19 protein-coding genes are annotated in these 25,507 nt (G+C 62.6%); 14 read left to right on the forward strand and 5 right to left on the reverse strand.

Features of this window, described 5'->3' with window-relative positions; all coding sequences use genetic code 11:
• Positions 1-96: 96 nt before the first annotated feature.
• The 7 genes from nudB (at position 97) to AYM40_RS02040 (ending at position 9,339) form a co-directional block, all read left to right on the forward strand.
• A complete protein-coding gene (gene nudB, locus AYM40_RS02010) occupies positions 97-633 on the forward strand; it encodes a dihydroneopterin triphosphate diphosphatase (RefSeq protein WP_236720882.1) in 537 nt (178 codons plus the stop codon).
• The gene (clsB, locus tag AYM40_RS02015; protein ID WP_063494750.1) at positions 630-1,889 is read left to right on the forward strand and encodes a cardiolipin synthase ClsB; all 1,260 of its coding nucleotides are present in this window, start codon (positions 630-632) and stop codon (positions 1,887-1,889) included. Before nudB ends, clsB begins: the two co-directional genes overlap by 4 nt.
• 226 nt (positions 1,890-2,115) lie before the next feature.
• Positions 2,116-2,715: a TetR/AcrR family transcriptional regulator gene (locus tag AYM40_RS02020; protein WP_063494751.1), complete on the forward strand. Its 600-nt coding sequence runs from the start codon at positions 2,116-2,118 to the stop codon at positions 2,713-2,715.
• 100 nt (positions 2,716-2,815) lie between these two features.
• Complete coding sequence (locus AYM40_RS02025; RefSeq protein ID WP_063494752.1) at positions 2,816-4,603, forward strand: acyl-CoA dehydrogenase C-terminal domain-containing protein; 1,788 nt, start codon at positions 2,816-2,818, stop codon at positions 4,601-4,603.
• Positions 4,604-4,727: 124 nt separating this feature from the next.
• Positions 4,728-7,163, forward strand: a complete 2,436-nt coding sequence (locus AYM40_RS02030) for a 3-hydroxyacyl-CoA dehydrogenase/enoyl-CoA hydratase family protein (RefSeq protein WP_063494753.1) — start codon at positions 4,728-4,730, stop codon at positions 7,161-7,163.
• 78 nt (positions 7,164-7,241) lie between these two features.
• Positions 7,242-8,441, forward strand: coding sequence for an acetyl-CoA C-acyltransferase (locus AYM40_RS02035; RefSeq protein WP_063494754.1), 1,200 nt, complete (start codon positions 7,242-7,244; stop codon positions 8,439-8,441).
• Positions 8,442-8,568: 127 nt separating this feature from the next.
• On the forward strand, positions 8,569-9,339 hold the full coding sequence (locus AYM40_RS02040; RefSeq protein ID WP_063494755.1) for an enoyl-CoA hydratase: 771 nt from the start codon (positions 8,569-8,571) through the stop codon (positions 9,337-9,339).
• A 47-nt stretch (positions 9,340-9,386) separates the two neighbouring features.
• On the opposite strand, the gene fdhD is transcribed toward AYM40_RS02040, so the two are convergent.
• Positions 9,387-10,226, reverse strand: a complete 840-nt coding sequence (fdhD, locus tag AYM40_RS02045; protein WP_063494756.1) for a formate dehydrogenase accessory sulfurtransferase FdhD — start codon at positions 10,224-10,226, stop codon at positions 9,387-9,389.
• Positions 10,227-10,384: 158 nt separating this feature from the next.
• Between fdhD and AYM40_RS02050 the strand changes: the two genes are divergently transcribed.
• Both AYM40_RS02050 and AYM40_RS02055 read left to right on the forward strand, forming a co-directional pair.
• Positions 10,385-10,861, forward strand: a complete 477-nt coding sequence (locus tag AYM40_RS02050; protein ID WP_063494757.1) for a nitrate reductase associated protein — start codon at positions 10,385-10,387, stop codon at positions 10,859-10,861.
• Positions 10,862-11,084: 223 nt separating this feature from the next.
• On the forward strand, positions 11,085-14,195 hold the full coding sequence (locus AYM40_RS02055; protein WP_063494758.1) for an EAL and GGDEF domain-containing protein: 3,111 nt from the start codon (positions 11,085-11,087) through the stop codon (positions 14,193-14,195).
• 51 nt (positions 14,196-14,246) lie between these two features.
• On the opposite strand, the gene AYM40_RS02060 is transcribed toward AYM40_RS02055, so the two are convergent.
• Positions 14,247-14,861 (reverse strand): glutathione S-transferase N-terminal domain-containing protein, encoded by a 615-nt coding sequence (locus AYM40_RS02060; protein ID WP_063494759.1) that lies wholly within the window; start codon positions 14,859-14,861, stop codon positions 14,247-14,249.
• 324 nt (positions 14,862-15,185) lie between these two features.
• Here AYM40_RS02060 and AYM40_RS02065 point away from each other — a divergent pair, with 324 nt between their 5' ends.
• Positions 15,186-15,524, forward strand: coding sequence for a hypothetical protein (locus AYM40_RS02065; RefSeq protein ID WP_063494760.1), 339 nt, complete (start codon positions 15,186-15,188; stop codon positions 15,522-15,524).
• A 156-nt stretch (positions 15,525-15,680) separates the two neighbouring features.
• Here the strand turns inward: AYM40_RS02065 and AYM40_RS02070 are convergent, their stop codons facing one another.
• Positions 15,681-16,076 carry an acyl-CoA thioesterase gene (locus AYM40_RS02070; protein WP_063494761.1) on the reverse strand — a complete coding sequence of 132 codons (396 nt, stop codon included), beginning with the start codon at positions 16,074-16,076 and terminating at the stop codon, positions 15,681-15,683.
• A gap of 425 nt (positions 16,077-16,501) precedes the next feature.
• On the opposite strand from AYM40_RS02070, the gene AYM40_RS02075 reads away from it, so the two are divergent.
• On the forward strand, positions 16,502-18,391 hold the full coding sequence (locus AYM40_RS02075; protein WP_063494762.1) for an ABCB family ABC transporter ATP-binding protein/permease: 1,890 nt from the start codon (positions 16,502-16,504) through the stop codon (positions 18,389-18,391).
• Positions 18,392-18,548: 157 nt separating this feature from the next.
• Here the strand turns inward: AYM40_RS02075 and murU are convergent, their stop codons facing one another.
• Together murU and AYM40_RS02085 are read right to left on the reverse strand one after the other, a co-directional pair.
• Positions 18,549-19,262 carry an N-acetylmuramate alpha-1-phosphate uridylyltransferase MurU gene (gene murU / locus AYM40_RS02080; RefSeq protein ID WP_063494763.1) on the reverse strand — a complete coding sequence of 238 codons (714 nt, stop codon included), beginning with the start codon at positions 19,260-19,262 and terminating at the stop codon, positions 18,549-18,551.
• A 3-nt stretch (positions 19,263-19,265) separates the two neighbouring features.
• Positions 19,266-20,345 carry an aminoglycoside phosphotransferase family protein gene (locus AYM40_RS02085; protein WP_063494764.1) on the reverse strand — a complete coding sequence of 360 codons (1,080 nt, stop codon included), beginning with the start codon at positions 20,343-20,345 and terminating at the stop codon, positions 19,266-19,268.
• A gap of 221 nt (positions 20,346-20,566) precedes the next feature.
• On the opposite strand from AYM40_RS02085, the gene AYM40_RS02090 reads away from it, so the two are divergent.
• The 3 genes from AYM40_RS02090 (at position 20,567) to pdxA (ending at position 25,381) form a co-directional block, all read left to right on the forward strand.
• A complete protein-coding gene (locus AYM40_RS02090) occupies positions 20,567-22,933 on the forward strand; it encodes an LPS-assembly protein LptD (RefSeq protein ID WP_063494765.1) in 2,367 nt (788 codons plus the stop codon).
• 67 nt (positions 22,934-23,000) lie between these two features.
• Complete coding sequence (locus AYM40_RS02095) at positions 23,001-24,365, forward strand: peptidylprolyl isomerase (RefSeq protein ID WP_082854912.1); 1,365 nt, start codon at positions 23,001-23,003, stop codon at positions 24,363-24,365.
• Positions 24,366-24,370: 5 nt separating this feature from the next.
• Entirely contained in the window at positions 24,371-25,381 is a 1,011-nt protein-coding gene (gene pdxA / locus AYM40_RS02100) for a 4-hydroxythreonine-4-phosphate dehydrogenase PdxA (protein WP_063494767.1), read from the forward strand.
• The last annotated feature ends 126 nt before the right edge of the window (positions 25,382-25,507 follow it).

A 25,507-nucleotide genomic window follows, 5' to 3' on the forward strand; every position in this document is an offset into this window, starting at 1 on the left:
ACAAGCAAACGAAAAAGGCGCGCGATGCGCCTTTTTCGTTTTTTGCGTTACAGTCGAAGCAACCGGTCTCGACCGCTCATTGGACCACTCGCCGACATGTACCGCGCAAGCGTTGCGCCCAGTTTTTACGCCATGCCGAAACCGCCGAAGATCCCGCAATCCGTACTCGTCGTCATCCATACGCCCTCGCTCGACGTGCTGTTGATCCGGCGTGCCGATCACGCCGATTTCTGGCAATCGGTGACCGGTTCGAAAGACCGGGTCGACGAACCCTTCATTGAGACGGCGGCGCGTGAAGTGGCCGAGGAAACCGGTATCGTGGTCGGTAGTAAGCTGGTGCCGCACAGCGCGTTGTTCGACTGGCGGTACTCGATCGAATATGAGATCTACCCCCAGTTCCGGCATCGCTATGCCGAGGGCGTGATCCACAACACCGAGCATTGGTTCAGCCTGGAAGTACCCGAGCAGCTCGAGGTGACGCTCGCGCCGCGCGAGCACACGGCGTTTCTGTGGCTGCCGTATGAAGAGGCGGCCTCGCGCTGCTTTTCGTCGTCGAATGCCGACGCGATCCTGCAATTGCCGAAGCGGCTCGCTGGGCGCCTGAGTGGCCGGCCCGAGGAGCGTGCCCGGTGAGCGTCGGCGGCGCGCGCCGTTTCGCGCGACTCCGGCAATCGCTGCTCGGCCGCCGCTACTGGCAACGCTACCGCTTCACCAGCGGCAACGGCGTCAAGCTGCTGTGCTCCGGCGACGAGTATTTCGCCGCACTGATCGAACGCATCGACGCGGCGCAAAGCGACGTGGTTCTCGAAGCCTATATCTTCTGTAACGACAGCGCAGGTCAGGCCGTCAGTGCGGCGTTGCTGCGCGCAGCCTCGCGCGGCGTGAAGGTGCGGGTGATTACCGACGGCATCGGCACCGCGCGCCTCGCGATGTTCGACGAATGGCCGCTCGCCGGCATTGACCATCGTATCTACAACCCGCATCTGTTCGGCCGTTTCGGCTTCTCGCGCACGCACCGCAAGATCGCGGTGGTGGACGATCAGTTCGGCTACTGCGGCGGCATCAACATTGTCGACGATTACGAGAACAACGGCGCGACGCTACCTTACCGGCGCTGGGATTTCGCGGTGGAATTGCACGGGCCGGTGGTCGCCGATATTCGCCAGGCGTTCGAGGTGCAATGGCAGCGGATCCGCATCGGGCATCGGCCTCTGGAATCGCTCGAACCTGATTTCGGGCCGAAAACCATGGCGTCGCTCGGCACGCTGCGGCGCCGGCGCCGCAATCGCAACGGGGCGCTCTGGGCCGGCGGGCTGCCATGCGTGACCTTCGTCGCGCGCGACAACCTGATCAACCGCCGCGCCATCGAAAAGGCATATCTGACCGCGATCGGCCAGGCGCGCAGCGAAGTGCTGCTCGCCAACCCGTACTTCATGCCGGGCCGCAAGCTGCGGCGCGCGCTGGTGTTCGCGGCGCGGCGCGGCGTCGACGTGAAGCTCATCATCGGGCGCAAGGAGTTCAAGGCGCTCGATTACGCCGTGCCGTTCCTGTATCGCGCGCTGCTCAAAGCCGGCGTGCAGATCGCCGAGTACGAGAAAACCATGCTGCATGGCAAGGTCGCGGTGGTGGATTCGAATTGGGGGACAGTTGGCTCGTCGAACCTCGACGCGTTGAGCCTGATGCTCAACAATGAAGCCAACGTGGTGCTGGTGAACGACCCGTCGATCGTCGCGCTGCGCGAAGCGATCCTCGCCGCGTTCAAGGATTCGCGCCGGATCGACGAGGCGCGCTATGATGCTCGTCCGGCGGGCGAGCGCTTGCTCAACTGGCTTGCCTACACGACCTATCGGGCCGTGATGAAGCTATTGACGGTGGGTGGCTATGACTAGCCCATCGGTATCTCGCACATAAGCGCAAGGGCGCAGCGTCAATGAAAGGGACAAAAAGAAGGCAAAGGCCTCTAAAAAATCTCCTTCCTCTGATTGACGGATGTCGCAGAATTGAAACCGGGTTAGAAACCGGTTTCTAATAAAGTCCTTGTTTCGCGGACGGCAACACTCAATAATAGTACGGCCGTTCGATTTTATTTCGGTCACATTAGAACGGTAAAAAGCTATGCGAAAAGGCGAACAAACACGAGTCGCGATTCTCGATGCAGCACTTGATCTGGCAAGTCGCGACGGACTAGAAGGTCTGACGATTGGACTGCTGGCCGAGCGCATGCAGATGAGCAAAAGCGGTGTGTTCGCGCATTTCGGCTCGCGCGAGGATTTGCAGGTCGAAGTCGTACGCGAATATCACCGTCGTTTTGAAGACGAGGTGTTTTTCCCGAGTTTGCGTGAGCCTCGTGGATTGCCGCGCTTGCGCGCGATGATTTCCCGCTGGATCGAGAAACGCATTCAGGAAGTCACCACCGGGTGCATCTACATCAGCGGTGCGGTCGAGTATGACGACCGTGGAGACAACCCGGTGCGCGAGCAACTGGTGTCGAGCGTGACGATGTGGCGCGCGGCGCTCACTCGTGCAATTTCGCAGGCGATGGAAGAAGGGCATCTGCGTGCCGATACCGATCCGCAACTGATGCTGTTCGAACTGTACAGCGTCACGCTCGGCCTGCATCACGACGCGCGCTTCCTGCACTTGCCGGAATCGGTGCGTCTTACGTGGGCCGCGCTGGAAAAATTGATTGTTTCGTATCAGAGCGAAAGCCGTTAGCAGAGCCGCCGAACTTCAAGCAGATTCAGCGGCGCTGAAAGATCCGATCCACGGACTCAGCTAACGGCCTGGCTCCTTGTCAAACTTGGGAGAGAGAGTCATGGGACAGTACGCCGCGCCGCTGCGCGACATGCAATTCGTGTTGCACGAGCTGCTTAACGTCGAAGCCGAGATCAAGCAGATGCCGAAGCACGCGGATCTCGATGCGGACACGATCAACGCCGTGCTCGAAGAGGCCGGCAAGTTCTGTTCCGAAGTGCTGTTCCCGCTCAATCACAGCGGCGACCAGGAAGGCTGCACGTACGTCGGCGACGGCGTCGTGACCACGCCGAAGGGCTTCAAGGAAGCCTATAAGCAATATGTGGAAGCCGGTTGGCCGGCACTCGGCTGCGATCCGGAATACGGCGGCCAGGGCTTGCCAGCGTTCGTCAACAACGCGCTGTATGAAATGATGAACTCGGCGAACCAGGCGTGGACGATGTACCCGGGCCTGTCGCACGGCGCATACGAATGTCTGCACGCGCACGGCACGCCGGAACTGCAGCAACGTTATCTGCCGAAGCTGGTCGCTGGCGTCTGGACCGGCACGATGTGTCTGACCGAACCGCACTGCGGCACCGACCTCGGCATCCTGCGCACCAAGGCCGAACCGAACAGCGACGGCTCGTACGCGATCAGCGGCACAAAGATTTTCATCTCCAGCGGCGAACACGATCTCGCGGAGAACATCGTTCACCTGGTGCTGGCGCGTCTGCCGGATGCGCCCAAGGGCACCAAGGGCATTTCGCTTTTCATCGTGCCGAAGTTCATCCCGAACGAAGCGGGCGAACCGGGCGAGCGCAACGGCGTGAAGTGCGGCTCCATCGAACACAAGATGGGCATTCACGGCAACGCAACCTGCGTGATCAACCTCGATAACGCGAAGGGCTGGCTGGTCGGTGAGCCGAACAAGGGCTTGAACGCGATGTTCGTGATGATGAACGCCGCGCGTCTGGGCGTCGGCATGCAGAGCCTGGGCCTGACCGAAATCGGTTACCAGAACTCGCTGGTGTACGCAAAAGAGCGTCTGCAAATGCGTTCGCTGACCGGCCCGAAAGCGCCGGAAAAAGCCGCTGACCCGATCATCGTCCACCCGGACGTGCGTCGCATGTTGCTCACGCAGAAGGCCTACGCGGAAGGCGCGCGCGCGTTCTCGTACTGGTCCGCGCTGCACATCGACAAGGAACTGTCGCACGCCGACGAATCGGTGCGTAAGGAAGCGGCGGATCTGGTCGCGCTGCTCACGCCGATCCTGAAGGCATTCCTTTCGGACAACGCGTTCGAGAGCACCAACCACGCCATGCAGATCTACGGCGGCCATGGCTTCATCGCCGAGTGGGGCATGGAGCAATACGTGCGCGACGCGCGGATCAACATGATCTACGAAGGCACCAACGCGATTCAGGCGCTCGACCTGCTCGGCCGCAAGATTCTCGGCGACATGGGCGCGAAGATGAAGAAGTTCGGCAAGCTGGTGTCCGATTTCGTCGAAGCCGAAGGCGTGAAGCCGGACATGCAGGAGTTCATCAACCCGCTCGCCGACATCGGCGACAAGGTGCAGAAGCTGACGATGGAAATCGGCATGAAGGCGATGCAGAACCCGGACGAAGTCGGCGCCGCCGCCGTGCCGTACCTGCGTACCGTCGGCCACCTGGTGTTCTCGTACTTCTGGGCGCGCATGGCGCGTATCGCGCTGGATAACGAGGCATCGGGCGATCCGTTCTACAAGGCCAAGCTCGCGACCGCACGCTTCTACTTCGCGAAGCTGCTGCCGGAAACGGCGATGACGATCCGTCAGGCACGCGCCGGTTCGAAGTCGATGATGGACGTCGAAGAGTCGCTGTTCTAAGGCCCAACCCTTGCGGCAAGCGCCATGCCCTCAAGCGGCGTGGCGCCTTCCACCGCCACAAGTCACACATCGCGAAACGTAAGAGACACATTCGCGACACCGCATAACTTCCCGGAGGAACGACGTGAGCAATCTGATCATTCGCAAGGTAGCCGTGCTCGGCGCCGGCGTGATGGGCGCGCAGATCGCAGCGCACCTGATCAACGCCAAGGTGCCCGTGCTGCTGTTCGACCTTCCCGCAAAGGAAGGCCCGAAGAACGCGATCGCGCTGAAGGCGATCGAGAATCTGAAGAAACTGTCGCCCGCGCCGTTCGGTGTGAAGGACGACGCACAATACATCCAGCCCGCGAATTACGACGACGACATCGAGAAGCTCGCCGAGTGCGACCTCGTGATCGAAGCGATCGCCGAACGCATGGACTGGAAGCACGACCTGTACAAGAAGGTGTCGCCGCACATCGCGCCGAAGGCGATTTTCGCGACCAATACGTCGGGTCTGTCGATCACCGAACTGTCGAACGGTTTCTCGGACGAACTGAAGGCGCGCTTCTGCGGCGTGCACTTCTTCAATCCGCCGCGCTACATGCACCTGGTCGAATTGATCCCGACCGCCACGACGCATCCGGAAATCCTCGATCAACTCGAATCGTTCCTGACGAGCGTGGTGGGCAAGGGTGTCGTGCGGGCAAAAGATACGCCGAACTTCATCGCTAACCGCGTCGGTATTTTCTCGATCCTCGCCGTCATCACCGAAGCTGCAAAGTTCGGCCTGCGTTTCGACGAAGTGGATGACCTGACCGGCTCGCGTTTGGGCCGCGCGAAGTCGGCGACGTTCCGCACCGCTGACGTGGTCGGTCTCGACACGATGGCGCACGTCATCAAGACAATGCAGGACACGCTGAAGGACGATCCGTTCTTCCCGGTCTACGAAACGCCGGCGGTGCTGGCTGAACTGGTAAAGAAGGGCGCGCTCGGTCAGAAGACCGGCGGCGGCTTCTACAAGAAGGAAGGCAAGGCGATCAAGGTGCTCGACCCGAAGACGGGCGGGTACGTCGACGGCGGCGCGAAAGCGGAAGAACTGGTCGGCCGGATTCTGAAGCGTCCGCCGGCAGAGCGCCTGAAGCTCTTGCGCGAATCGGAGCACCCGCAGGCGCAATTCCTGTGGTCGATTTTCCGTGACGTGTATCACTACATCGGCGTGCATCTGGAATCGATCGCCGACAATGCGCGCGACGTCGATCTCGCCATTCGCTGGGGCTTCGGCTGGAACGAAGGCCCGTTCGAAGGCTGGCAAACGGCCGGCTGGAAGCAGGTCGCCGAATGGGTGCAGGAAGACATCGCGGCAGGCAAGGCATTGTCGAATGTGCCGCTGCCGGCGTGGGTGCTGGAAGGCCCGGTTGCCGAAAAGGGTGGCGTGCATACGAACGAAGGTTCGTGGTCGCCCGCTTCGAAGTCGTTCGTGCCGCGCTCGTCGCTTAGCGTCTACGACAAACAGGTTTTCCGTGCGCCGCTGGTTGGCGAGACTGCAACTGATCCGAAGACTTACGGCAAGACCCTGTTCGAAACCGAGGCCGTGCGCGCGTGGGTCGACGACCGCGCCGGCGAGAACGACGTCCTGATCGTGTCGTTCAAGAGCAAGATGAACACGATCGGACCGTCGGTGATCGACGGTCTGACGCAAGCCATCGAACTCGCCGAGAAGGACTACAAGGGCTTGGTCGTGTGGCAGCCGACGTCGCTGAAACTCGGCACGCCGGGCGGGCCGTTCTCCGCAGGTGCGAACCTCGAAGAAGCCATGCCCGCGTTCATGACGGGCGGCGCGAAGGGCATCGAGCCGTTCGTGAAGAAATTCCAGCAAGGGATGCTGCGCGTGAAGTACGCGAGCGTGCCGGTCATCTCGGCCGTGTCGGGCATTGCGCTTGGTGGCGGTTGCGAGCTGGCGCTGCATAGCGCGAAGCGTGTCGCGCACATCGAAAGCTATATCGGTCTGGTGGAAGTCGGCGTGGGTCTCGTGCCAGCGGGTGGCGGCCTGAAGGAAGCGGCACTGCGCGCAGCGGAAGCCGCAACTGCAGCCGGCGCGACCAACGACCTGCTGAAGTTTGTGCAGAAGTCGTTCGAAAACGCGGCGATGGCGAAGGTTTCGGCCTCCGCGCTCGACGCCCGCGCAATGGGCTACCTGAAGCCGTCCGACACGATCGTCTTCAACGTGTTCGAACTGCTCGACATCGCGAAGAAAGAAGCGCGCGCGCTGTCCGCCGCGGGTTACCGTCCGCCGCTGCGTGTCACGCAAGTGCCGGTGGCGGGCCGCTCGGCGATTGCGACCATCAAGGCATCGCTCGTCAACATGCGCGACGGTCGTTTCATCAGCGAGCACGATTTCCTGATCGCCAGCCGCATCGCGGAAGCGGTGTGCGGCGGTGACGTGGAAGCCGGCAGCCTCGTCGACGAAGAGTGGCTGCTGCAACTCGAGCGTCAAGCGTTCGTCGATCTGCTCGGCACGCAAAAGACGCAGGAACGGATCATGGGCATGCTGCAGACCGGCAAGCCGGTACGTAACTAAGCGACGAACGACCGCAATAAATTGCATGGGGCGGAGTAGGTGCTAAAGCGCCAACTCCCGTCGACATAGGAGCTTTAAATGACAAAGCAATTGCAAGACGCATATATCGTCGCGGCGAGCCGCACGCCGATCGGCAAGGCGCCGCGCGGGATGTTCAAGAACACGCGCCCGGACGAACTGCTGGTGCACGCGATCAGGTCGGCCGTGGCGCAAGTGCCCGGCCTCGATACGAAAGTGATCGAAGACGCCATCATCGGCTGTGCGATTCCGGAGGCGGAGCAAGGCCTGAACGTCGCGCGGATGGGCGCGCTGCTGGCGGGCCTGCCGAACACGGTGGGCGGCGTCACGGTGAACCGCTTCTGCGCTTCGGGCCTGACCGCGCTGGCCATGGCGGCTGACCGTATCCGTGTCGGCGAGTCCGACGCGATGATCGCGGGCGGCTGTGAATCGATGAGCATGGTGCCGATGATGGGCAACAAGCCGTCGATGTCGCCGCATATCTTCGATCGCAACGAAGACATCGGAATCGCCTACGGCATGGGCCTGACCGCGGAGAAGGTCGCCGAGCGCTGGAAGATCAGCCGCGAAGCGCAAGACGCGTTCTCGGTCGAATCGCACCGCCGTGCCATCGCCGCGCAGCAAGCCGGCGAGTTCAACGACGAAATCGCCGCGTATACGATCACCGAACGTTTCCCCGATCTCGCCACCGGCGAAGTGAAGCTGAAGACGCGTGAAGTCGCGCTCGACGAAGGCCCGCGTGCGGAAACGTCGATGGAAGGTCTGGCGAAACTGCGCGCGGTGTTCGCGAACAAGGGTTCGGTGACGGCGGGCAACAGTTCGCAGACCTCGGATGGCGCGGGCGCGTTGATCGTCGTGTCGGAAAAGATGCTGAAGGAATTCAACCTGACGCCGCTCGCCCGTTTCGTCAGCTTTGCCGTGCGCGGCGTGCCGCCGGAAATCATGGGCATCGGTCCGAAGGAAGCGATTCCGGCCGCGCTGAAGGCCGCCGGCCTGAAGATCGAAGATATGGACTGGGTCGAACTGAATGAAGCGTTCGCCGCGCAATCGCTGGCGGTGATTCAGGACCTTGGTCTCGATCCGGCGAAGATCAACCCGCTCGGTGGCGCGATCGCACTCGGCCATCCGCTGGGTGCGACGGGCGCGATCCGTGCGTCGACGGTCGTGCACGGCCTGCGCCGCCGCAACTTCAAGTACGGCATGGTGACGATGTGCGTCGGCACCGGCATGGGCGCGGCGGGTATCATCGAACGTCTGTAATCGTGTTTACCCTGGTCCCCGTAGTGATCCCTGCAGTGACCACCTAGGGACCGCGGAAACGGTTCGCAGGCCGCCTGGCTTGCGAGCCGTTTTTTCCATTCAGCAGCATCCAGAGGAGTACGAGGAGATGACAGTGGATATTCTGGTCGAGCGCGCCGACGGCGTGCTGACGATTGCCTTCAACCGGCCCGATAGGAAAAACGCGATCACGGCCGCGATGTATCAGACGATGGCCGATGCACTGGTCCAAGCGCACGGCGATGCATCGATTCGGGCGATTCTGATTCGCGGCAGCGCCGGCATCTTCAGCGCCGGCAACGATCTCGATGACTTCATGAAGACGCCGCCAAGCGGCGAAAACGCGCCGGTATTCCAGTTTCTGCGTGCCATCTGTTCGGCGGAAAAGCCGGTGGTAGCGTCCGTGGCGGGGCCGGCAATCGGCATCGGCACGACGCTCCTGCTGCACTGCGATCTGGTCTATGCCGCGACTACGGCGAGCTTTTCGCTGCCGTTCACGCAGCTTGGGCTGTGTCCGGAAGCGGCGTCGAGTTTGCTGTTGCAGCGTGTGGCTGGTTATCAGGCAGCAGCGGAAAAGCTGCTGCTCGGCGAAGCATTCGACGTCGCCGAAGCGCAGCGCATGGGCTTCGTGAATCGCGTGCTGCCCGCAGCTGAAGTCGATGCATTCGCAGCCGCGCAAGCGGCGAAGCTGGCGGCGCTGCCGGCGTCGTCGCTGCGGGTGACGAAGAGTCTGATGAAGCGCGCGAGCCATCAGGAACTGCAAACGCAGATGGCCGAGGAAGCGGTGCACTTCAGCAAGATGCTGCTCGCGCCGGAAGCGCGCGAGGCGTTCAAGGCATTTTTCGAGAAACGCAAGCCGGACTTCCGGCAGTTCGATTGAACCGGCTGGGTTCAGGCGCCTGAAAATAACTCAGGCGCCTCGTGCGCTCAGGGTTGCGCCGGCTGCGAGGTGTCGTAGTCGACGTAGCTGGTTTCCCGGCAGAAGCTGACAAGCCGTACGCCCGCTTTGCGGGCAATCGCAATTGCCAGCGACGACGGCGCCGAAATCGTCGCGACCATCGGCACGTCGACACGCGCCGCCTTGCGCACCAGCTCGTAGCTGGCGCGGCTCGACAGAAACACAAAACCTTCCTTGGTATCCACGCGATCGAGCACCAGCTGGCCGATCAGCTTGTCGAGCGCGTTGTGACGGCCGACATCTTCGAACGCGTAGCGAATCGCGCCTGCCGCATCGCACCAGGCAGCGGCGTGCAGGCCGCCGGTCAGGCGCGTCAGTGCCTGGTGTTCCGGCAACTCGCGTGCGGCACGAGCGATCGCATCCGGCGTGAGCCGTTGCAGGAAGCCGGTGTCCGGCACGCGTTCCGGTTTCAGATCCAGCAGATCGATGCTTTCGATCCCGCATACGCCGCAGCCGGTGCGCCCGGCGAGCGCGCGGCGCTTTTCCTTCAGCGCGACGAACGCCTGCTGCACTACCGTCAATTGCACTTCGGCATGCGGCAATTCGTTATCGTCGTGCAACTCGACTTCGATATCCTGAATGTCGCTGCCGCGTTCCACGATCCCTTCCGAAATCGCAAAACCGACCGCGAACGCTTCCAGATCGCGCGGCGTGCACATCATCACCGCGTGCGAGATGCCGTTGAAGACGAGCGCCACCGGCCACTCCTGACCGACGTGATCGGTGACGGTTTCGACCGCTGCGCCGCGGTGCCGGTGCGCCTGGCGTTCCACGGCGCCCGGCTGCCCGGCTGTTTCCAGTTCGTTCAAGCTGCTTCACTCCTTTCATGCTGCGCGCGTTTGAGCGGCTTGCAGCCTTGCCCGGCGGCGCGAAGCGGTGCCAGACCTCACTGCGATCGCGCGAATAAGGTTCTAAAATACCTCAAGCTGGGCTTGAGCGTTGCCCGTCACCAAAGAGGAATACTGTCATGGGACTCAACGAAGCACCGCTTCTGTTCAACTTCGAAGTCGCATCTTCGGAGAATTTCACCTACATCCCGATGTCGGTGCGCTTCAATCTCGATCGCTTCGGGCTGCGCATCACGCTCGTGCAATGGCAGTTGCTGCCGCTCGAAGACCGCAAGCTGCTGGCCCGGTTTCCGGTGGAGGAAGACGCGGCAATCGAGCCGAATTTCGACCACGCGCTGTTCGAGATGCTGCGCACGCACGCGAATGTCGAACCGGAGTGGTTCACGCCTGAAGAAGCGCCCGCCTGGCGGCGCACCGATGCCGTGCCTGAGGGTGTCGCGCACCAGGCGGGACTCGCCGGTCTGCCCACGCCGGGCGTCGCTCAGTGGGCCGAACTCGAGCCGTTCAAGCGCTATGTACTCGCCAAATTGTCGCGCAAGCTGGAAAGCAACCACGACTTCGTTCCCGCGATGAAGGAATTTGGTGCGGCCGGCTAGGTGCGGCCGGCTAGGCGCCCCCAGCTAGGTGCCCCAGCTAGGCGGCCCCAGCTACGCGCCCCCCGCCAAATCCGCGAATTTTTTTCACTCCAACCCCTCAATCTGTTCCGAACCCTGCCGTTATCCATGAGTTGGCGCGTAAAAAGACTCGACTCGATGCGACCCGACGCACCGAAAGCGACCCTCGTGCTCCCGCCCTCAGAACGATTGACGTTCGGAACCCATGACTCCTTTTTTATCGAAGCGGCTGCTGATCAATCTGGCGGTCGTCGTCGCGGCGGTTGGCGCGAACGCGTTCGCCGTCTATACGCAGATTTGCGGCCAGCGCGACGCCGACGCGCGCATGCTGCGTTCGACAAGCGTGCGTCAGAATCTCGACGCCTACCATACGGCGCTCGACGGCGGCCTGGCCGCGCTCGGCCGTTTCGAAGCTTCGGGTGAGGCCGCGCCTGTCAACGAGGCCACCGCCATGGCGACCTCGCTGGCCGCCCTGGAGCGCGAGTTGCGCCGAGAGCTCGCCGGCGAACCGGCGCTGCTCGACACGCTCGCCAAACTGAGCACGGACAGTCACGCGCTGCAACACGACATTGACGATGCGCTGTTGAAGAGCGCCAGCGCCACGCCGAACGAGTCGCGCGCGTGGGCGGCGTCGACCTATACGCATCTCGGGCTGGGTCTCGGCCGTGTGGAAGCCGGTCTGGCGGTGTTGCGCAAGCAGGAGAACGAGGCGTTGCGGGCGTCGCTCGCGATTTCCGCGAACGAAACCCAGCGCGCCATGTTCCTGCTGATCGTCACGATGCTGACCGGCAGTGCGCTCCTGATCTTCACGTTCGGAGCCCGCGAAAGCCGCGCGCGCGAGAAACTGCGTGCCGTCCGCGCGCTCGGCCGCAACGACGAGCGATTCCGTGGCCTGTTCGACGAGCATCCCGTGCCGATGTACATCTTCGAGCGCGAGACGATGCGCTTTCTCGCCGTCAACGCGGCCGCGATCCAGCAATACGGCTACTCGGAAAGCGAATTTCTCGGCATGACGATTCGCGCGCTCCGGCCGAATGGCGAAATCTCGCGCCTCGAATTGCACCTGCAGCGCAGCGACGTCCTGCAACAGGGCCGCACGATGGCGGGTGTCTGGCATCACCGGCGCAAAGACGGTTCAATGATCAGCGCCGACATTTCGTATCACGCGCTCAACTTTATGGGCCGCGCCGCCTTCTTCGTGCTGGCCGACGACGTCACCGAACAGATCAACGCCGAAGCCGAAGCGCAGCGTTCGAATCAAATGCTCGAGACGGTGATCGACAACATTCCGCAGCGGATTTTCTGGAAGGATCAGGAGTCGCGCTATCTCGGCTGCAACATGGCATTCGCGCGCGATGCGGGGCTTTCTTACCCTGAGCAGGTGGTCGGCAAGAGCGATAGCGATATGCCATGGCGCGCCTTTGCTGCCCTGCTGAACGAGCACGATAAAGAGGTGGTGACCACCGGCGTGCCGAAAATGAATGTCGAGGTCGACCTGGTGATCGACGGCGTGCATCGCACCACGGTCACGAGCAAGCTGCCGTTCACCGACGGCGACGGCCGCGTGCTCGGCGTGCTCGGCTCTTACACGGACATCACCGAGCGCAAGCGCGCCGATCTGGCCTTGCGTCTGCAAAGCCGCGCGCTCGATGCCAGCGTCAACGCAATTCTGATTACCGCGCCGTCGCCGGCGGGCAATCTGGTCGAATATGTGAACCCCGCGTTCATGCGTATCACCGGTTACGATCCCGCCGAAGTGATCGGTCACGATTGCCGCGTGCTGCAGCGAGACGACCGCGACCAGGAAGGCGTCACCCTGATTCGCCAGGCGCTTGCCGCGAACCGCGAAGTAAGCGCCGTGGTGCGCAACTATCGCAAGGACGGCGCGCTGTTCTGGAATCAGCTGTTCATTGCGCCAGTGCCGAACGCGGAGGGCATGATTACGCATCACATCGGCGTGATCAACGATGTGACCGATCTGATGCGCTATCAGGAACAGCTCGAATACCAGGCCAACTATGACAGTCTCACGCGGCTGCCGAATCGCAACTTGCTGCGCGATCGCCTGCAGCATGCGTTGATCGTGGCGCAGCGGCATCACAAGGGCATCGCGGTCGTGTTCATCGATCTGGACGGCTTCAAGAACGTCAACGACAGCCTCGGCCATAGTGTCGGCGACCGCTTGCTGAGCGTGGTGGCGGAACGGCTCGCCCGTTGCACGCGCACCAGCGATACGGTCGCGCGGCACGGCGGCGACGAGTTCGTGATCGTGATGACCGATACCGTCGACGAGCAGTCGCTGATCGCGTGGATGGAGCGTGTGCGCGCGTCGATTTCCGAGCCGGTGTGGCTCGACGGCACTGAGCTGTATGTCGGCTGCAGCATGGGCGCGAGCCTCTTCCCGCAGGACGGCGAAGACGCGGAAACGCTGATGAAAAAGGCCGACCTCGCGATGTATCGCGCGAAGGACATGGGCCGCAATACGTTTCAGTTCTACCAGCCGGAGATGAATGCGAGCGCGGGCGCGCGTCTGAATCTCGAACGGCGTTTGCGCCGCGCCTTGCGCGACAACGAATTCCTGCTGCACTACCAGCCGCAGGTGGATATCGTGAGCGGGCAGATCGTCGGCACCGAGGCGCTGGTGCGCTGGCGCGATCCGGAAGTGGGTTTGGTGCTGCCGTCGACGTTCATTCCCGTCGCCGAGGAGAGCGGCTTGATCGGGCCGTTGTCGGAATGGGTGTTGCGCGAGGCGTGCCGCCAGAACAAGGCGTGGCAGGACGAAGGCTTGCCGCCGGCGCGGGTCTCGGTGAATCTGTCGGCGCGCGTTTTTCAGCAGCGCGATATCGCGAAGCTCGTCATGCAGGTGCTCGCCGAGACGGGTCTCGAGCCGCAGTATCTCGAACTCGAGCTCACCGAAAGCACCATCATGCGCAATGCCGAGGAGGCGGTGTCGATGCTCAACGAGCTGCACGCGCTCGGCATCGGCCTTGCCATCGACGACTTCGGCACCGGCTATTCGAGCCTCAGCTATCTGAAGCGCTTCCCGGTGGACCGCCTGAAGATCGACCGCTCGTTCGTGTCGGATATCGGCGTGTCGGGCGACGACGAGACGATCACCTCGGCGATCATCGCGCTCGCGCATTCGCTGAAATTGCAGGTGATCGCTGAAGGCGTGGAGACGTCGGCGCAACTCGACTTTCTGAGAGAGCGTGCGTGCGACGAAATGCAGGGTTTCTACTTTGCGAAGCCGATGTCGACGGATGCGATTTCGGCGTTGTTCCAGAGGGGCGTGGGGCGGGAAGCGGAGACGGTGTAGTTCGGCTCCCCGCTCCCCGCTCCCCGCTACCGGCTACCGGCTGCGTGTCTCTCAGACGGCAGGCGTGTCGAGGAAAACCGGCAGTTGTTCTGCCGCCTCGGAAAATGCCTGCAAGCGTGGATGTGCCGCCTTGGTGACGATCTCCGGCAAGAACATCTGCGTGAAATTCCACGCGACGGCTGCCGTCACGTCCACCGCGCCGAAATGGTTCGATTCGACCGGCAGCGGGGCCGACGCGAGTTCCTCTTCGAGTTCGCGGTAGGCGGCGTGCAATTGCTCGGTCACGCGATCGATCCAAGGCTCGTGCTGTTTGTCCGCCGGGCGCAGATTGCGTTCGTAGACGATCTGCACGGTCTTTTCGCAAGCGGCCAGCGCGAGGCCCGTGAGGCGCGCGGCGCGCAGGCAGTGCTCCGGCTGTGACGGGAAGATCCGTTGATCGGGCGCGGCAAGCGTGGCGACGTACTGCAGGATCACTGTTGAATCCATCACGCACTCGCCGTTGTCGAGGATCAGCGTCGGCGCTTTCACGACTGGGTTGATCTTCGCGAACGCCTCATACGTGCTGAACACGGAAATCGACTGGTGCTCGAAGTCGAGCTTCAGCAACTTCAGGCAGATAGCGACGCGGCGCACGTAGGGCGAATCCAGCATTCCAATCAGTTTCATCTCATTCCCGTTAGAAGATCTATCATGGCGCGCCCGAATCGGCCAGCGTGCGGCTGATGGCTTGCCCAGCGGCGCTCTTGAGGTGTTGAACCGCAAGATTAACGTCTCCGCACGCTGGCGTCGATTCGTGTGTCTGGCAGGCGCTTGCGGGGTTAAACCGGTTTCCGGGCGGCTTTCAGTCGTATATATTCGGGGTTCCCATCTCAGACTTTACCGGGAACCACGAAGCATCGATTCACGTGGCGTTGCGCCCGCTTTTCGCTGCTCGCACTCTGCTATGGGCGTTTCGCCGTCGAATATTTTCTAAAACGACTGGAGAGAAAAATGACGTCTTCACCTGCAAAGAAATGGGCTGTGCTGCTCGCATCGGTTGTACTGAGCGTGGCTTCTGTTGCGCCGGCGTTCGCGCAAAGCGGCGGCAGTAGTGCTCCGGCGGCCGATGAAGCCAATGCCGGCAATGCCGCCAAGCCGTCGGCCGCATCCAAGGCAGCGGCCAAGGCGCAACGCAAGGCCGCCCGCAAGGAGGCGCGGGCGAAGAAGAATGCCGAGTTGAAGCAACTGGAAAGCAACGGGTATAACCCGTCGCGCAACGATCCGAACTATCCGACGGATCTCCAGAACGCACAGAAGAAGGCGGGGATAGGCGCAGCGGCGAGTCAGTAAAGGGCTGCGGGCTGGACGGAGGCTGTCGGCCCGGTCATGCTTGCGTTGGCGATCCGGGCAAAAACCCTGAAAATGCCACCTGGAAAGCACAGCGTATGAAGCTCAACGAGGCGCTCAGGCGCCTCGTTTTCGTTCAATGTCCTCGACAGGGTTCGCTCAATCCAGCACCGGCAGCGCGCGTGGGCGCCGGTCACTGTCGGTCGCGACATAGGTCAGGGTCGCCTCGGTGACTCTCACGAGGTCTTCGGTCAGGCTCATGCGCTGGGCGTAGACTTCGACCGCCACCGTTACCGACGTGTTGCCCGTCTTGACGATATCCGCGTAAAAGCTCAGCAGATCGCCGACGAACACGGGCTGCTTGAAGATGAACGAATTGACCGCGATGGTCGCCACCCGCCCGTTGGCACGGCGGCTTGCCGGAATCGAACCGGCAATATCCACTTGCGCCATGATCCAGCCGCCGAACACGTCGCCGTGGACATTCGCGTCCGACGGTTGCGGCACGACGCGCAGCGCGCAAGACTTTTGTGGAAGTTGAAGGAGATCGGTCATCGGGGCACCCTTGAAATTCGTAATGGCTCGGTCGGCTCGACAGGCAGGCGGGGGGCTTCATGACGGCGGCACGACGCAGCGGCACCACACGGCGGCATCACACGGCGGCATCACACGGCGGCATCACACGGCGGCATCACACGGCGGCATCACACGGCGGCACCACACGGCGGCACCACACGGCGGCACCACACGGCGGCACCACACAGCGGTACGGCCCAATCCGCGGCCCATGTGCAACCGGCGGCCGGACAGCCCATGAAAAGCGGCGCCAGCCAGCTTCTGCGACAATAGAAAGATCAGGAATTGTACGGGAAAGCGCCCAGCCGGGTCGCGCGACATGACGCAGGGTGCCGGGTTTGCACGCTGCCGGTCGGTGCGCCGCTGCGAACTCCGTCGTTTCCACACTCTCTCCAGCCGACCCCATGCGCCGTACGCCCTCGTCCGAACCTTCACCGATCTCGACCCAGCCGCGCAACGACTGGCAGACAATCCTGTCGCTGCTGCCCTACCTCGCCACCTATAAATGGCGCGTCGGCTTCGCGCTGAGCTGCCTGATCGGCGCGAAGGTCGCCAATCTCGGCGTGCCGATCGTGATGAAACGGATCGTAGACAGCCTCGCTTCGGTGCAACATCTCACCGCGCTCGGCCGCGCGCACGATTCGCCCGCCATCGTGCTGCTGGGCGGCGTCGGTTTGCTGGTGGTCGCCTATGCGGTGGTGCGGCTGTCCACCTCGCTGTTCACCGAGCTGCGCGAGATCCTGTTTTCGAAGGTGACCGAAAGCGCGGTGCGCCAGCTCGCGCTGAAAGTGTTCCGCCATTTGCACGCGCTGTCATTGCGGTTTCATCTCGAACGGCAGACGGGCGGCATGTCGCGTGATATCGAGCGCGGCACGCGCGGCATCACGCAACTGATTTCGTATTCGCTCTACAGCATCCTGCCGACACTGGTCGAAGTCGGTCTCGTGCTGGGATTTTTCGTCGTCAAATACGAGGCGTATTACGCGATCGTCACGTTCATTGCGCTCGCCGTGTACATCACGTTCACTGTGAAAGTCACCGAGTGGCGTACGCATTTTCGCCGCACGATGAACGATCTCGATTCAAAGGCGAATTCGCGCGCGATCGATTCACTGCTCAACTACGAGACAGTGAAGTACTTCGGCAATGAGGAGTGGGAAGCGCACCGTTACGACGAAAATCTCAAACGCTATCGCACGGCCGCGATCAAATCGCAGCGGTCCTTGTCGGCGCTGAACTTCGGGCAGCAGGCGATCATCGGCACGGGGCTCGTGTTCATTCTGTGGCGCGCGACCCAAGGCGTGATGGCCGGGCGCCTCACGCTCGGCGACCTGGTGCTGATCAACACCTTCATGTTGCAGCTCTATATACCGCTGAATTTTCTCGGCGTCGTGTATCGGGAACTAAAGCAAAGCCTCACCGATATGGACCGCATGTTCACGTTGCTTGGCGCGGCCCAGGAAGTGCCCGATATGCCTGACGCGCCGGCGTTACGGGTGAGCGGTGCGCAGGTGCGCTTCGAGCATGTGAACTTCTCGTATGAGCCGGCGCGGCAGATTCTGCACGACGTGAGCTTCACGATTCCAGCGGGCAGCACCACGGCGGTAGTCGGCCACAGTGGTTCGGGCAAATCGACGCTCGCGCGGCTGATGTTCCGCTTCTATGATCTGGACCGCGCGACGGGTGGCGCGATCACCATCGACGGTCAGGATATTCGCGACGTCACGCAAGATTCGTTGCGTGCTTCGATTGGCATCGTGCCGCAGGATACGGTGCTGTTCAACGATTCGATCTACTACAACATTGCTTATGGCCGTCCGTCGGCCACACGCGAGGAAGTGATCGCGGCGGCGCGCGCGGCGCATATTCACGACTTCATCGAGGGGTTGCCGAAGGGTTACGAGACCCCGGTCGGCGAGCGTGGCCTGAAGTTGTCCGGCGGGGAAAAGCAGCGTGTCGCGATTGCGCGGACCATCCTCAAGAACCCGCCGATCCTGCTGTTCGATGAAGCGACTTCGGCACTCGATTCGCGTTCGGAGCGCGCAATCCAGCATGAGCTCGATCAGATCGCCCGCGAACGCACGACGCTGATCATCGCCCACCGGCTTTCGACGGTGGTGCACGCACAGCAGATCATCGTGATGGACAAAGGGCGCATCGTCGAGCGCGGAACGCATGCCGAGTTGTTGCGCGCCAACGGTCTCTTCGCGCAGATGTGGGCATTGCAGCAGCAACGTGCCGCGGAGGCGTCGGAGTCGGCGGAAACGGTTGGGGCGGGAGAGGGTGGACGTTAAGCAAGCGGCGGTGAGGTGCGCCGCATTTGCTTGCTCGATGGCGCGTGTAGCGTGTTAGCCGCTGAGCGCTTGGCATTCAGCGCCAGACCTTCTTGCCTAGGTCGTAGCACGTCGAGTGGCGCGTTATCGCACGGTGCCGCTCAACGCCTTGCCGCGCTCAGCGTTCGTTCAAACGCTGATCCAAAGCCTGCAGTTGCGCGGGCGTACCAACGTTTTCCCACAGGCCTTCATATAATTCCCCGCTCGCAAGACCACGCGCAATCGTCTCGCGATAGTACGGCGTGAGCGCGCGCCGCGTGCCGCGCGGCAGATCGCGAAACATGCGCGTGTCGTAGAGGCCGATGTTGCCGAACGTGAAGCGCGGTTGCGCATCGAGCGACAGCGTTCCGTCGGCCAACCCAAAGTCGCCGTTCGGATGAAACGCCGGGTTCGGCACCATCACCAGATGCATGCCGGGTCCGGCTAGCGCCTTCAGCGCTTCGGCGCGCGTATTCAGCGTCGCGTAATCGAAATCCGCATAGACGTCGCCACTGACTGCGACGAATACTTCGCTGTTGCCCTCGTCTTCGAGCAACGGCAGCGCCTGCACGATTCCGCCGGCCGTCTCCAGCGCTTCATGCTCGGCCGAGTAGCGCAGTTGCACCCCCCAGCGCGAACCGTCGCCGAGCGTGGCTTCGATCCGCTCGCCGAGCCAGGCATGGTTGATCACAACGGTTTGAAAGCCGGCGCGCGCGAGGCGTTCGATCTGCCACACGATCAACGGTTTGCCGCCCGCTTCGAGCAAAGGCTTCGGACACGTGTCGGTCAATGGACGCATACGCTCGCCGCGCCCGGCGGCGAAAATCATGGCTTTCTTCAGAGACATCGTCATCGGTCAGAACGTGTAGCCGACTTCGTTCGCGCGGCCTTCGAGATCGTCCAGCAGCTTCGCGAACGGACGCAGCGGCGCATACCGTTCGGCGACCTTGCGGGCGTAACCGATGAAACGCGGCAGATCCCTCATGTAGTGCGGTTTGCCGTCACGGTAGTTGATCCGGCAGAACAGCCCGAGCACCTTGATGTGCCGCTGCAGCCCCATCCATTCGAGCTGCCGATAGAACTCGCCGAAATCCGGATCGACCGGCAGGCCCGCCTTTTTCGCTTGCTCCCAGTAGTACACGAAGCAATCCAGCTCGAACTCTTCGTCCCAGCTGAGAAATGCATCGCGCAGCAAGGAGGCGACGTCGTAGGTGATCGGGCCGGCCACCGCGTCCTGAAAGTCCAGTACGCCGGGATTCACGGGGTTGGGGGCGGCCGCGATCATCAGATTGCGCGGCATGAAATCGCGCAGCATGAACACCTGCGGTTGCGCCCGGGCGCTCGCGATCAGCAGCGCGAAGGTGCGATCGAGCAGTCCGCGGGTCTTCTCGTCGACCGCGCGGCCCAGATGGCGGCCGATGAACCACTCCGGCATCAATTCCATCTCGCGGCGCAGGAACGCTTCGTCGAACGGCGGCAGCACGCCTTCGCGCGACGTGAGCTGCCAGCGGATCAGCGCGTCGAGCGCGTCGCGCACCAGCGAGCGGGCACGGCGCGGTTCATCCCCGTTTTGCGCCTCAGTCAGCGCGCCGAGGTATGAATCGGTGCCCAGATCGGTGACGAGCATGAATCCGGCGTCGAAGTCGACCTCCAGCACGCGCGGCACATGCACGTTGGCGGCCTCGAGCAAGTGTGCGATTTGCACAAATTCGCGGCACTTTTCGGGGGGCGGGGCATCGACGGCGATCAGGGTGCCGGCGCTAGCGCCTTCCGCCGCCTTACCGGCGAGCCGGAAATAGCGTCGAAAACTGGCGTCGGACGAAGCCGGGGCAAGCGTGTCGAGATCGAGCGCATAGCGCGCTGCGTGGGCATTCAGCCAGGCCTTGAGCAGTTCGAGGCGGGTATCTGTGGAGTCTTTGGAAAGGGGCAGCGTCATGAAAACCGGCAACAAATTCAGAGGGGCAACGTCTTGCCATATAATACCCCACGACTTTTTGACGCGACTCACGCCAGCTTTCGCGTATTCCGCTTTACCGCCCGCCTCATCGTTCGACAGATTGTAAATATTGATGTGCAGCCGACTGTCACGGTCGGGTTGTGCAGGCGGTGGATCGTGACTGCAGAAGCTGGCGGACGGGCCGATTCGCCAAACGATACATGCCGCCTAGACAGCTTTCCCAAACGCCCCCCTCTTGTGCCGCGGTGCTGCGCAAAAGGCGGCTCGTAGCGGCGTTAATCGCCGTCCCGGGCCTGATGCCCGCGCTTGCGCACGCCCAGCTGGTGGGGGAAGCCGCGCAGCCGCAACCTATCGACGCGCCTTGGGGCATGCAGCTCGCGCCGCAGCTCGAAGAACACCCGTTGCAGGCAGGCCAGAAAGCGGCCACCTTCGTACTCGGCGACACGGCGAGCGGCACCACCGACCAGGACATGGCCGCGAAAGGTTCGGCCGAGGTGCGGCGCAATACCTTCGTGATCAAGGCCGACGCGCTGCATTACGATCAGGACACGGACATGGCCGACGCATATGGCCAGGTTCACCTGAACAACAATGGCGCCACGTTCGCCGGCCCGGAAGCGCATATGCGGGTGGACTCGAGCGAAGGTTTCATGACCGCGCCGAAGTACCACTTCACCGTGACGGGTGGTTCGGGCAGCGCGGAGCGCGTCGACCTGCTCGACAACGAGCGCTCGGTGTTCACGAAGGGCACGTACACGGCTTGCTCGTGCACGGACAATCCGGCCTGGTATATCAAAGGCAGCGAGTTCGATTTCGACACCGGCGCGGACGAAGGCGTTGCGTACAACAGCGTGCTGTTCTTCCAGGGCCTGCCGGTATTCGCTTCGCCGTGGCTGTCGTTCCCGCTGTCGGGCGAGCGGCGCAGCGGGCTCCTGCCGCCCACGTTCTCGGTGAGTTCGAGCAACGGCTTCGAACTGTCGGTGCCGTACTACTTCAACATCGCGCCGAACCGCGATCTGACGGTCACGCCGCATTTGATTTCGAAGCGCGGCGTGCAGTTGCAGTCGTCCTTCCGCTATCTGTCGCCCACATATTCGGGCTCGATCACCGGTGAATTCCTGCCGGACGACCACCTGACCCATACCAACCGCTACGCGCTGTATATCCAGCACAACCAGAACTTCGGCAACGGGTTCGGCGGTTATATCTACTACAACAAGGTCTCGGACAACACGTATCCGGAAGACCTGTCGTCGTCGGTCAGTCAGTTCATGAACGGCACCCAGCTCCTGTATCAACAGGAAGCCGGGTTGACCTATAACAACGGCCCGTGGTCGGTGCTCGCCCGCGAACAGCACTGGCAGACGCTGACGCCTTCGGTGGCGCCGTACGGCCGCGAGCCGCAGTTGAACGTGAAGTACGCGAAGTACAACGTCGGCGGCTTCGATTACGGCGCGGAAGCCGACTACTCGAATTTCCGCATCACCACCGCGGACATGACGGAAGGTCAGCGGGTGATGTTCAACCCGTACCTGTCGTATTCGGTGGTCGGGCCGGGCTACTTCGTCACGCCGAAGGTGCAGTGGCACTTTGCGTCGTACAACCTGAACAATATCGGCACTGACGTGCCGGTCGGCACGCCGAAGAATTTCACCGAATCGATTCCGACGCTCAGCTTCGACACCGGGCTGATTTTCGACCGTTCGGTGCGGATCTTCGGCGAGGATTACATCCAGACGCTGGAGCCGCGGCTCTACTACGTCTACACGCCGTACCGCAACCAGGAGTCCGCGCCGCTGTTCGATACGGCCGACTCCGACTTCGGGCTGGCGGAAATCTTCACGCCGAACACGTTCGTCGGCAACGACCGGATCGCCGACGCCAACCGTCTGACCGCAGCGATCACCACGCGCTTCATCAACCCGGCCACGGGCGACGAACGCGCGCGCTTCGTGATCGCGCAGCAGTATTACTTCCAGGATCAGCGCGTCACGCTGTTGCCTACGCAGACCAGCACGCAGGCCACGCATTCGGACCTGATCGCGGGTGCGTCGCTCAAGCTCGGCGCCGGTTTCGCTTCGGAAACGGCGTTCCAATATAATGCCGACAACAACCAGTTGGTGAAGACGAGCGTCGGCTTCGGGTTCAGCCCTGCCACGGGCAAGGTGATCAATGTCGCGTACCGCTACACCCGCGCGAACACCACGCTGGACAACCAGCCGATCAATCAGGTGCTGATTTCGGGGCAGTGGCCGCTGACACACCGCGTGTACGGGGTGGGCCGGTTCAATTACGACCTGGGCGGGCATCGGGTCGTCGACGGTCTGATCGGCCTGCAATACGACGCCGACTGCTGGACGCTCGGCGCCGGGATCCAGCGCTATGCGAACGGCCTTAACACATCGTCGCAGCAGCAGTCGAGCACGCGGTTTCTCGCACAGTTGACGTTCAAGGGCTTGTCGAGCGTCGACAACGGGCTGATTGCCGCGTTCCGTTCCAGCGTGGCGGGCTATACGCCGTTGCCCCCGCCGCCGCCGCCGGAAGCGCGTTTCACCAATTACGAATGACGCTCGCCCGATCATTTATAGAATGCGAAAAGACGGGCCAGGCGCGCCCGACATCATTGGAGTATCTGTGGCAATCATGAAAAAGCTTCGCTTGGCAACGCTTGCGGCCGGTCTTGCCGCCGCAGCGTCTTTTCTGTCGGTTGCGCCGGTTCAGGCGCAGGCGCTGACGGCCGGCAATAACGGCCAGACGGTCGACACCATCGCCGCAGTGGTCAACAACGGTGTCATCACGCGGCGCGAGCTCGACGAGCGCATCGGCCTGATCACCCGCCGGCTGAACCAGCAGAACGCGCCGGTCCCGCCGATGGACCAGTTGCGCCAGCAGGTGCTCAACCAGATGGTGCTGGAACGCATCCAGTTGCAGAAGGCGAAAGAAGACGGCATCAACATCGACGACGCTGCCGTGCAAAAAACGCTCGAGCGGCTGGCGCAGGCGAACAACATGTCGCTCGACGTGTATCGCTCGCGTATCGAGGCGCAAGGCGTGCCCTGGACCACCTTCACGAGCGACGCGCGTACTGAGCTGACGCTGTCGCGTCTGCGTGAGAAGGAAGTGGACAGCAAGGTCACGGTGTCGGACGCCGAGGTCGCGAACTACATCGCCAGCCAGCGCGGTCCGAACTCCGGCCTGACAAGCGATCTGCACCTTCAGCACATTTTCGTGAAGGCGCCGCTGAACGCGTCGGAAACCGACATCGAAGCCGCGCAGCAAAAGGCTCAGGCCCTGCTGACCGAAGCCAAGGGTGGCGCCAGCTTCGAAAAGCTGGCGAAATCGAATTCGCAAGCGCCGGATGCGTCGAAAGGCGGCGATACGGGTTTCGTGCCGCCGTCCCAGCTGCCGCCTGAGTTCGTCAAGGCCGCTTCGGCGCTGCGCCCGGGCCAGGTCAATCCGGATCTGATCCGCACCAACGACGGTTTCGAAATCGTGCGCCTCGTCGATCGTCGCGCCGGCCAGGGCACCAGTTCCGATGCACCGAAGCTCGTGCAGACGCACGTTCGCCACATTCTGCTGCGCGTCGGCGACGGCATGTCCGAGCCGCAAGCGCGTCAGAAGCTGCTCGAAATCAAGAACGGGATCGCCGCAGGCGGCGACTTCGCGAAGTTCGCTCACACCTACTCGCAAGACGGTTCGTCGTCGCAAGGCGGCGACCTCGGCTGGATCAGCCCGGGCGAGACGGTGCCGGAATTCGAGCGTGCCATGAACAGCCTGCAGGACGGTCAGATCAGCGATCCGGTGCGCAGCGAATACGGCTATCACCTGATTCAGGTGCTGGGCCGCCGCGAATCGGAAGGCTCGGTGTCGCAGCAGATGGATCTGGCGCGTCAGGCGATCGGTCAGCGCAAGGCGGAGCAGGCTTACGCCGACTGGCTGCGCGAATTGCGCGACACCGCCTACGTGGAAGTGAAGCCCACGCTGACCAGCACGCAATAAACATCATGACATCCGCCGCGCAGTCCACCAGCCTTCCGTTGCAGATCGCGATCACGACCGGCGAGCCTGCCGGCGTCGGCCCCGAGCTGACCGCGCAGGCGCTGGCGGGCGCGGCGGCGCATTGGCCGGGCGCACAGTTCACCGTGCTGGGCGATGCGGATTTGCTGGCTGACCGCGCGCGCGCGGTGGGCGTCGATTGGGCCACGCTGGTGGCGGGCGGCAAGCGCGTGCGGGTGCAGCATCGGCCGCTTGGCGCGCCCTCGCTGGCCGGCAAGCTGAACGCCGCCAACGGCCGCTACGTGCTCGATCTGCTCGACAGTGCGATCGACGGCGCCGTGGCCGGCACGTTCGACGCGATCGTTACCGCGCCGCTGCAAAAAAGCACTATCAACGACGCCGGTGTGCCGTTTACCGGCCACACAGAATATCTGGCCGAGCGCACGCACACGCCGCGCGTGGTGATGATGCTGGCCGGCACCGGCAAGCGTCCGTTGCGCGTCGCGCTCGCTACCACGCATCTGCCGCTCAAAGACGTCTCCGCCGCGTTGACGATCGAAGGTATCGTCGAGACGTTGCGCATCATCGATCACGATTTGCGTCACCACTTTGGTTTGCCTGCGCCGCGCATCCTCGTGACGGGGTTGAACCCGCATGCGGGCGAAAACGGTTATCTGGGCTGCGAGGAAATCGAGGTGATTTCTCCGGCACTGAAGCTCGCGAGCGAGCAAGGCATCGACGCGCCTGGCCCCTATCCGGCGGACACACTGTTCCAGCCGCGTTATCTGGAACAGGCCGACTGCGTGCTGGCGATGTTCCACGACCAGGGATTGCCGGTGTTGAAGTACGCAACCTTCGGCGAAGGCATCAACATCACGCTCGGCTTGCCGATCATCCGCACCTCGGTCGATCACGGCACCGCGCTCGATCTGGCCGGCACCGGCCGTGCCGACGCCGGCAGTCTGATCGCCGCGATCGATACGGCGGTTTCGATGGCACAGCACCGCCGCGCGGGCTGATTTAGCCGTCGCGGAGAGGGGCGTACGCGCTTTTCGCCGCTCGCTGTTTTCGCGTTCGTTGCGCGTGTTCCTGACTTGTTCCCGAGTTGTCCCTATCCTTAAGCAGTTTTCTTTCTTAGCGTTTCT

Origin of the sequence: Paraburkholderia phytofirmans OLGA172 (assembly GCF_001634365.1) — a bacterium.
GTDB lineage: Bacteria > Pseudomonadota > Gammaproteobacteria > Burkholderiales > Burkholderiaceae > Paraburkholderia.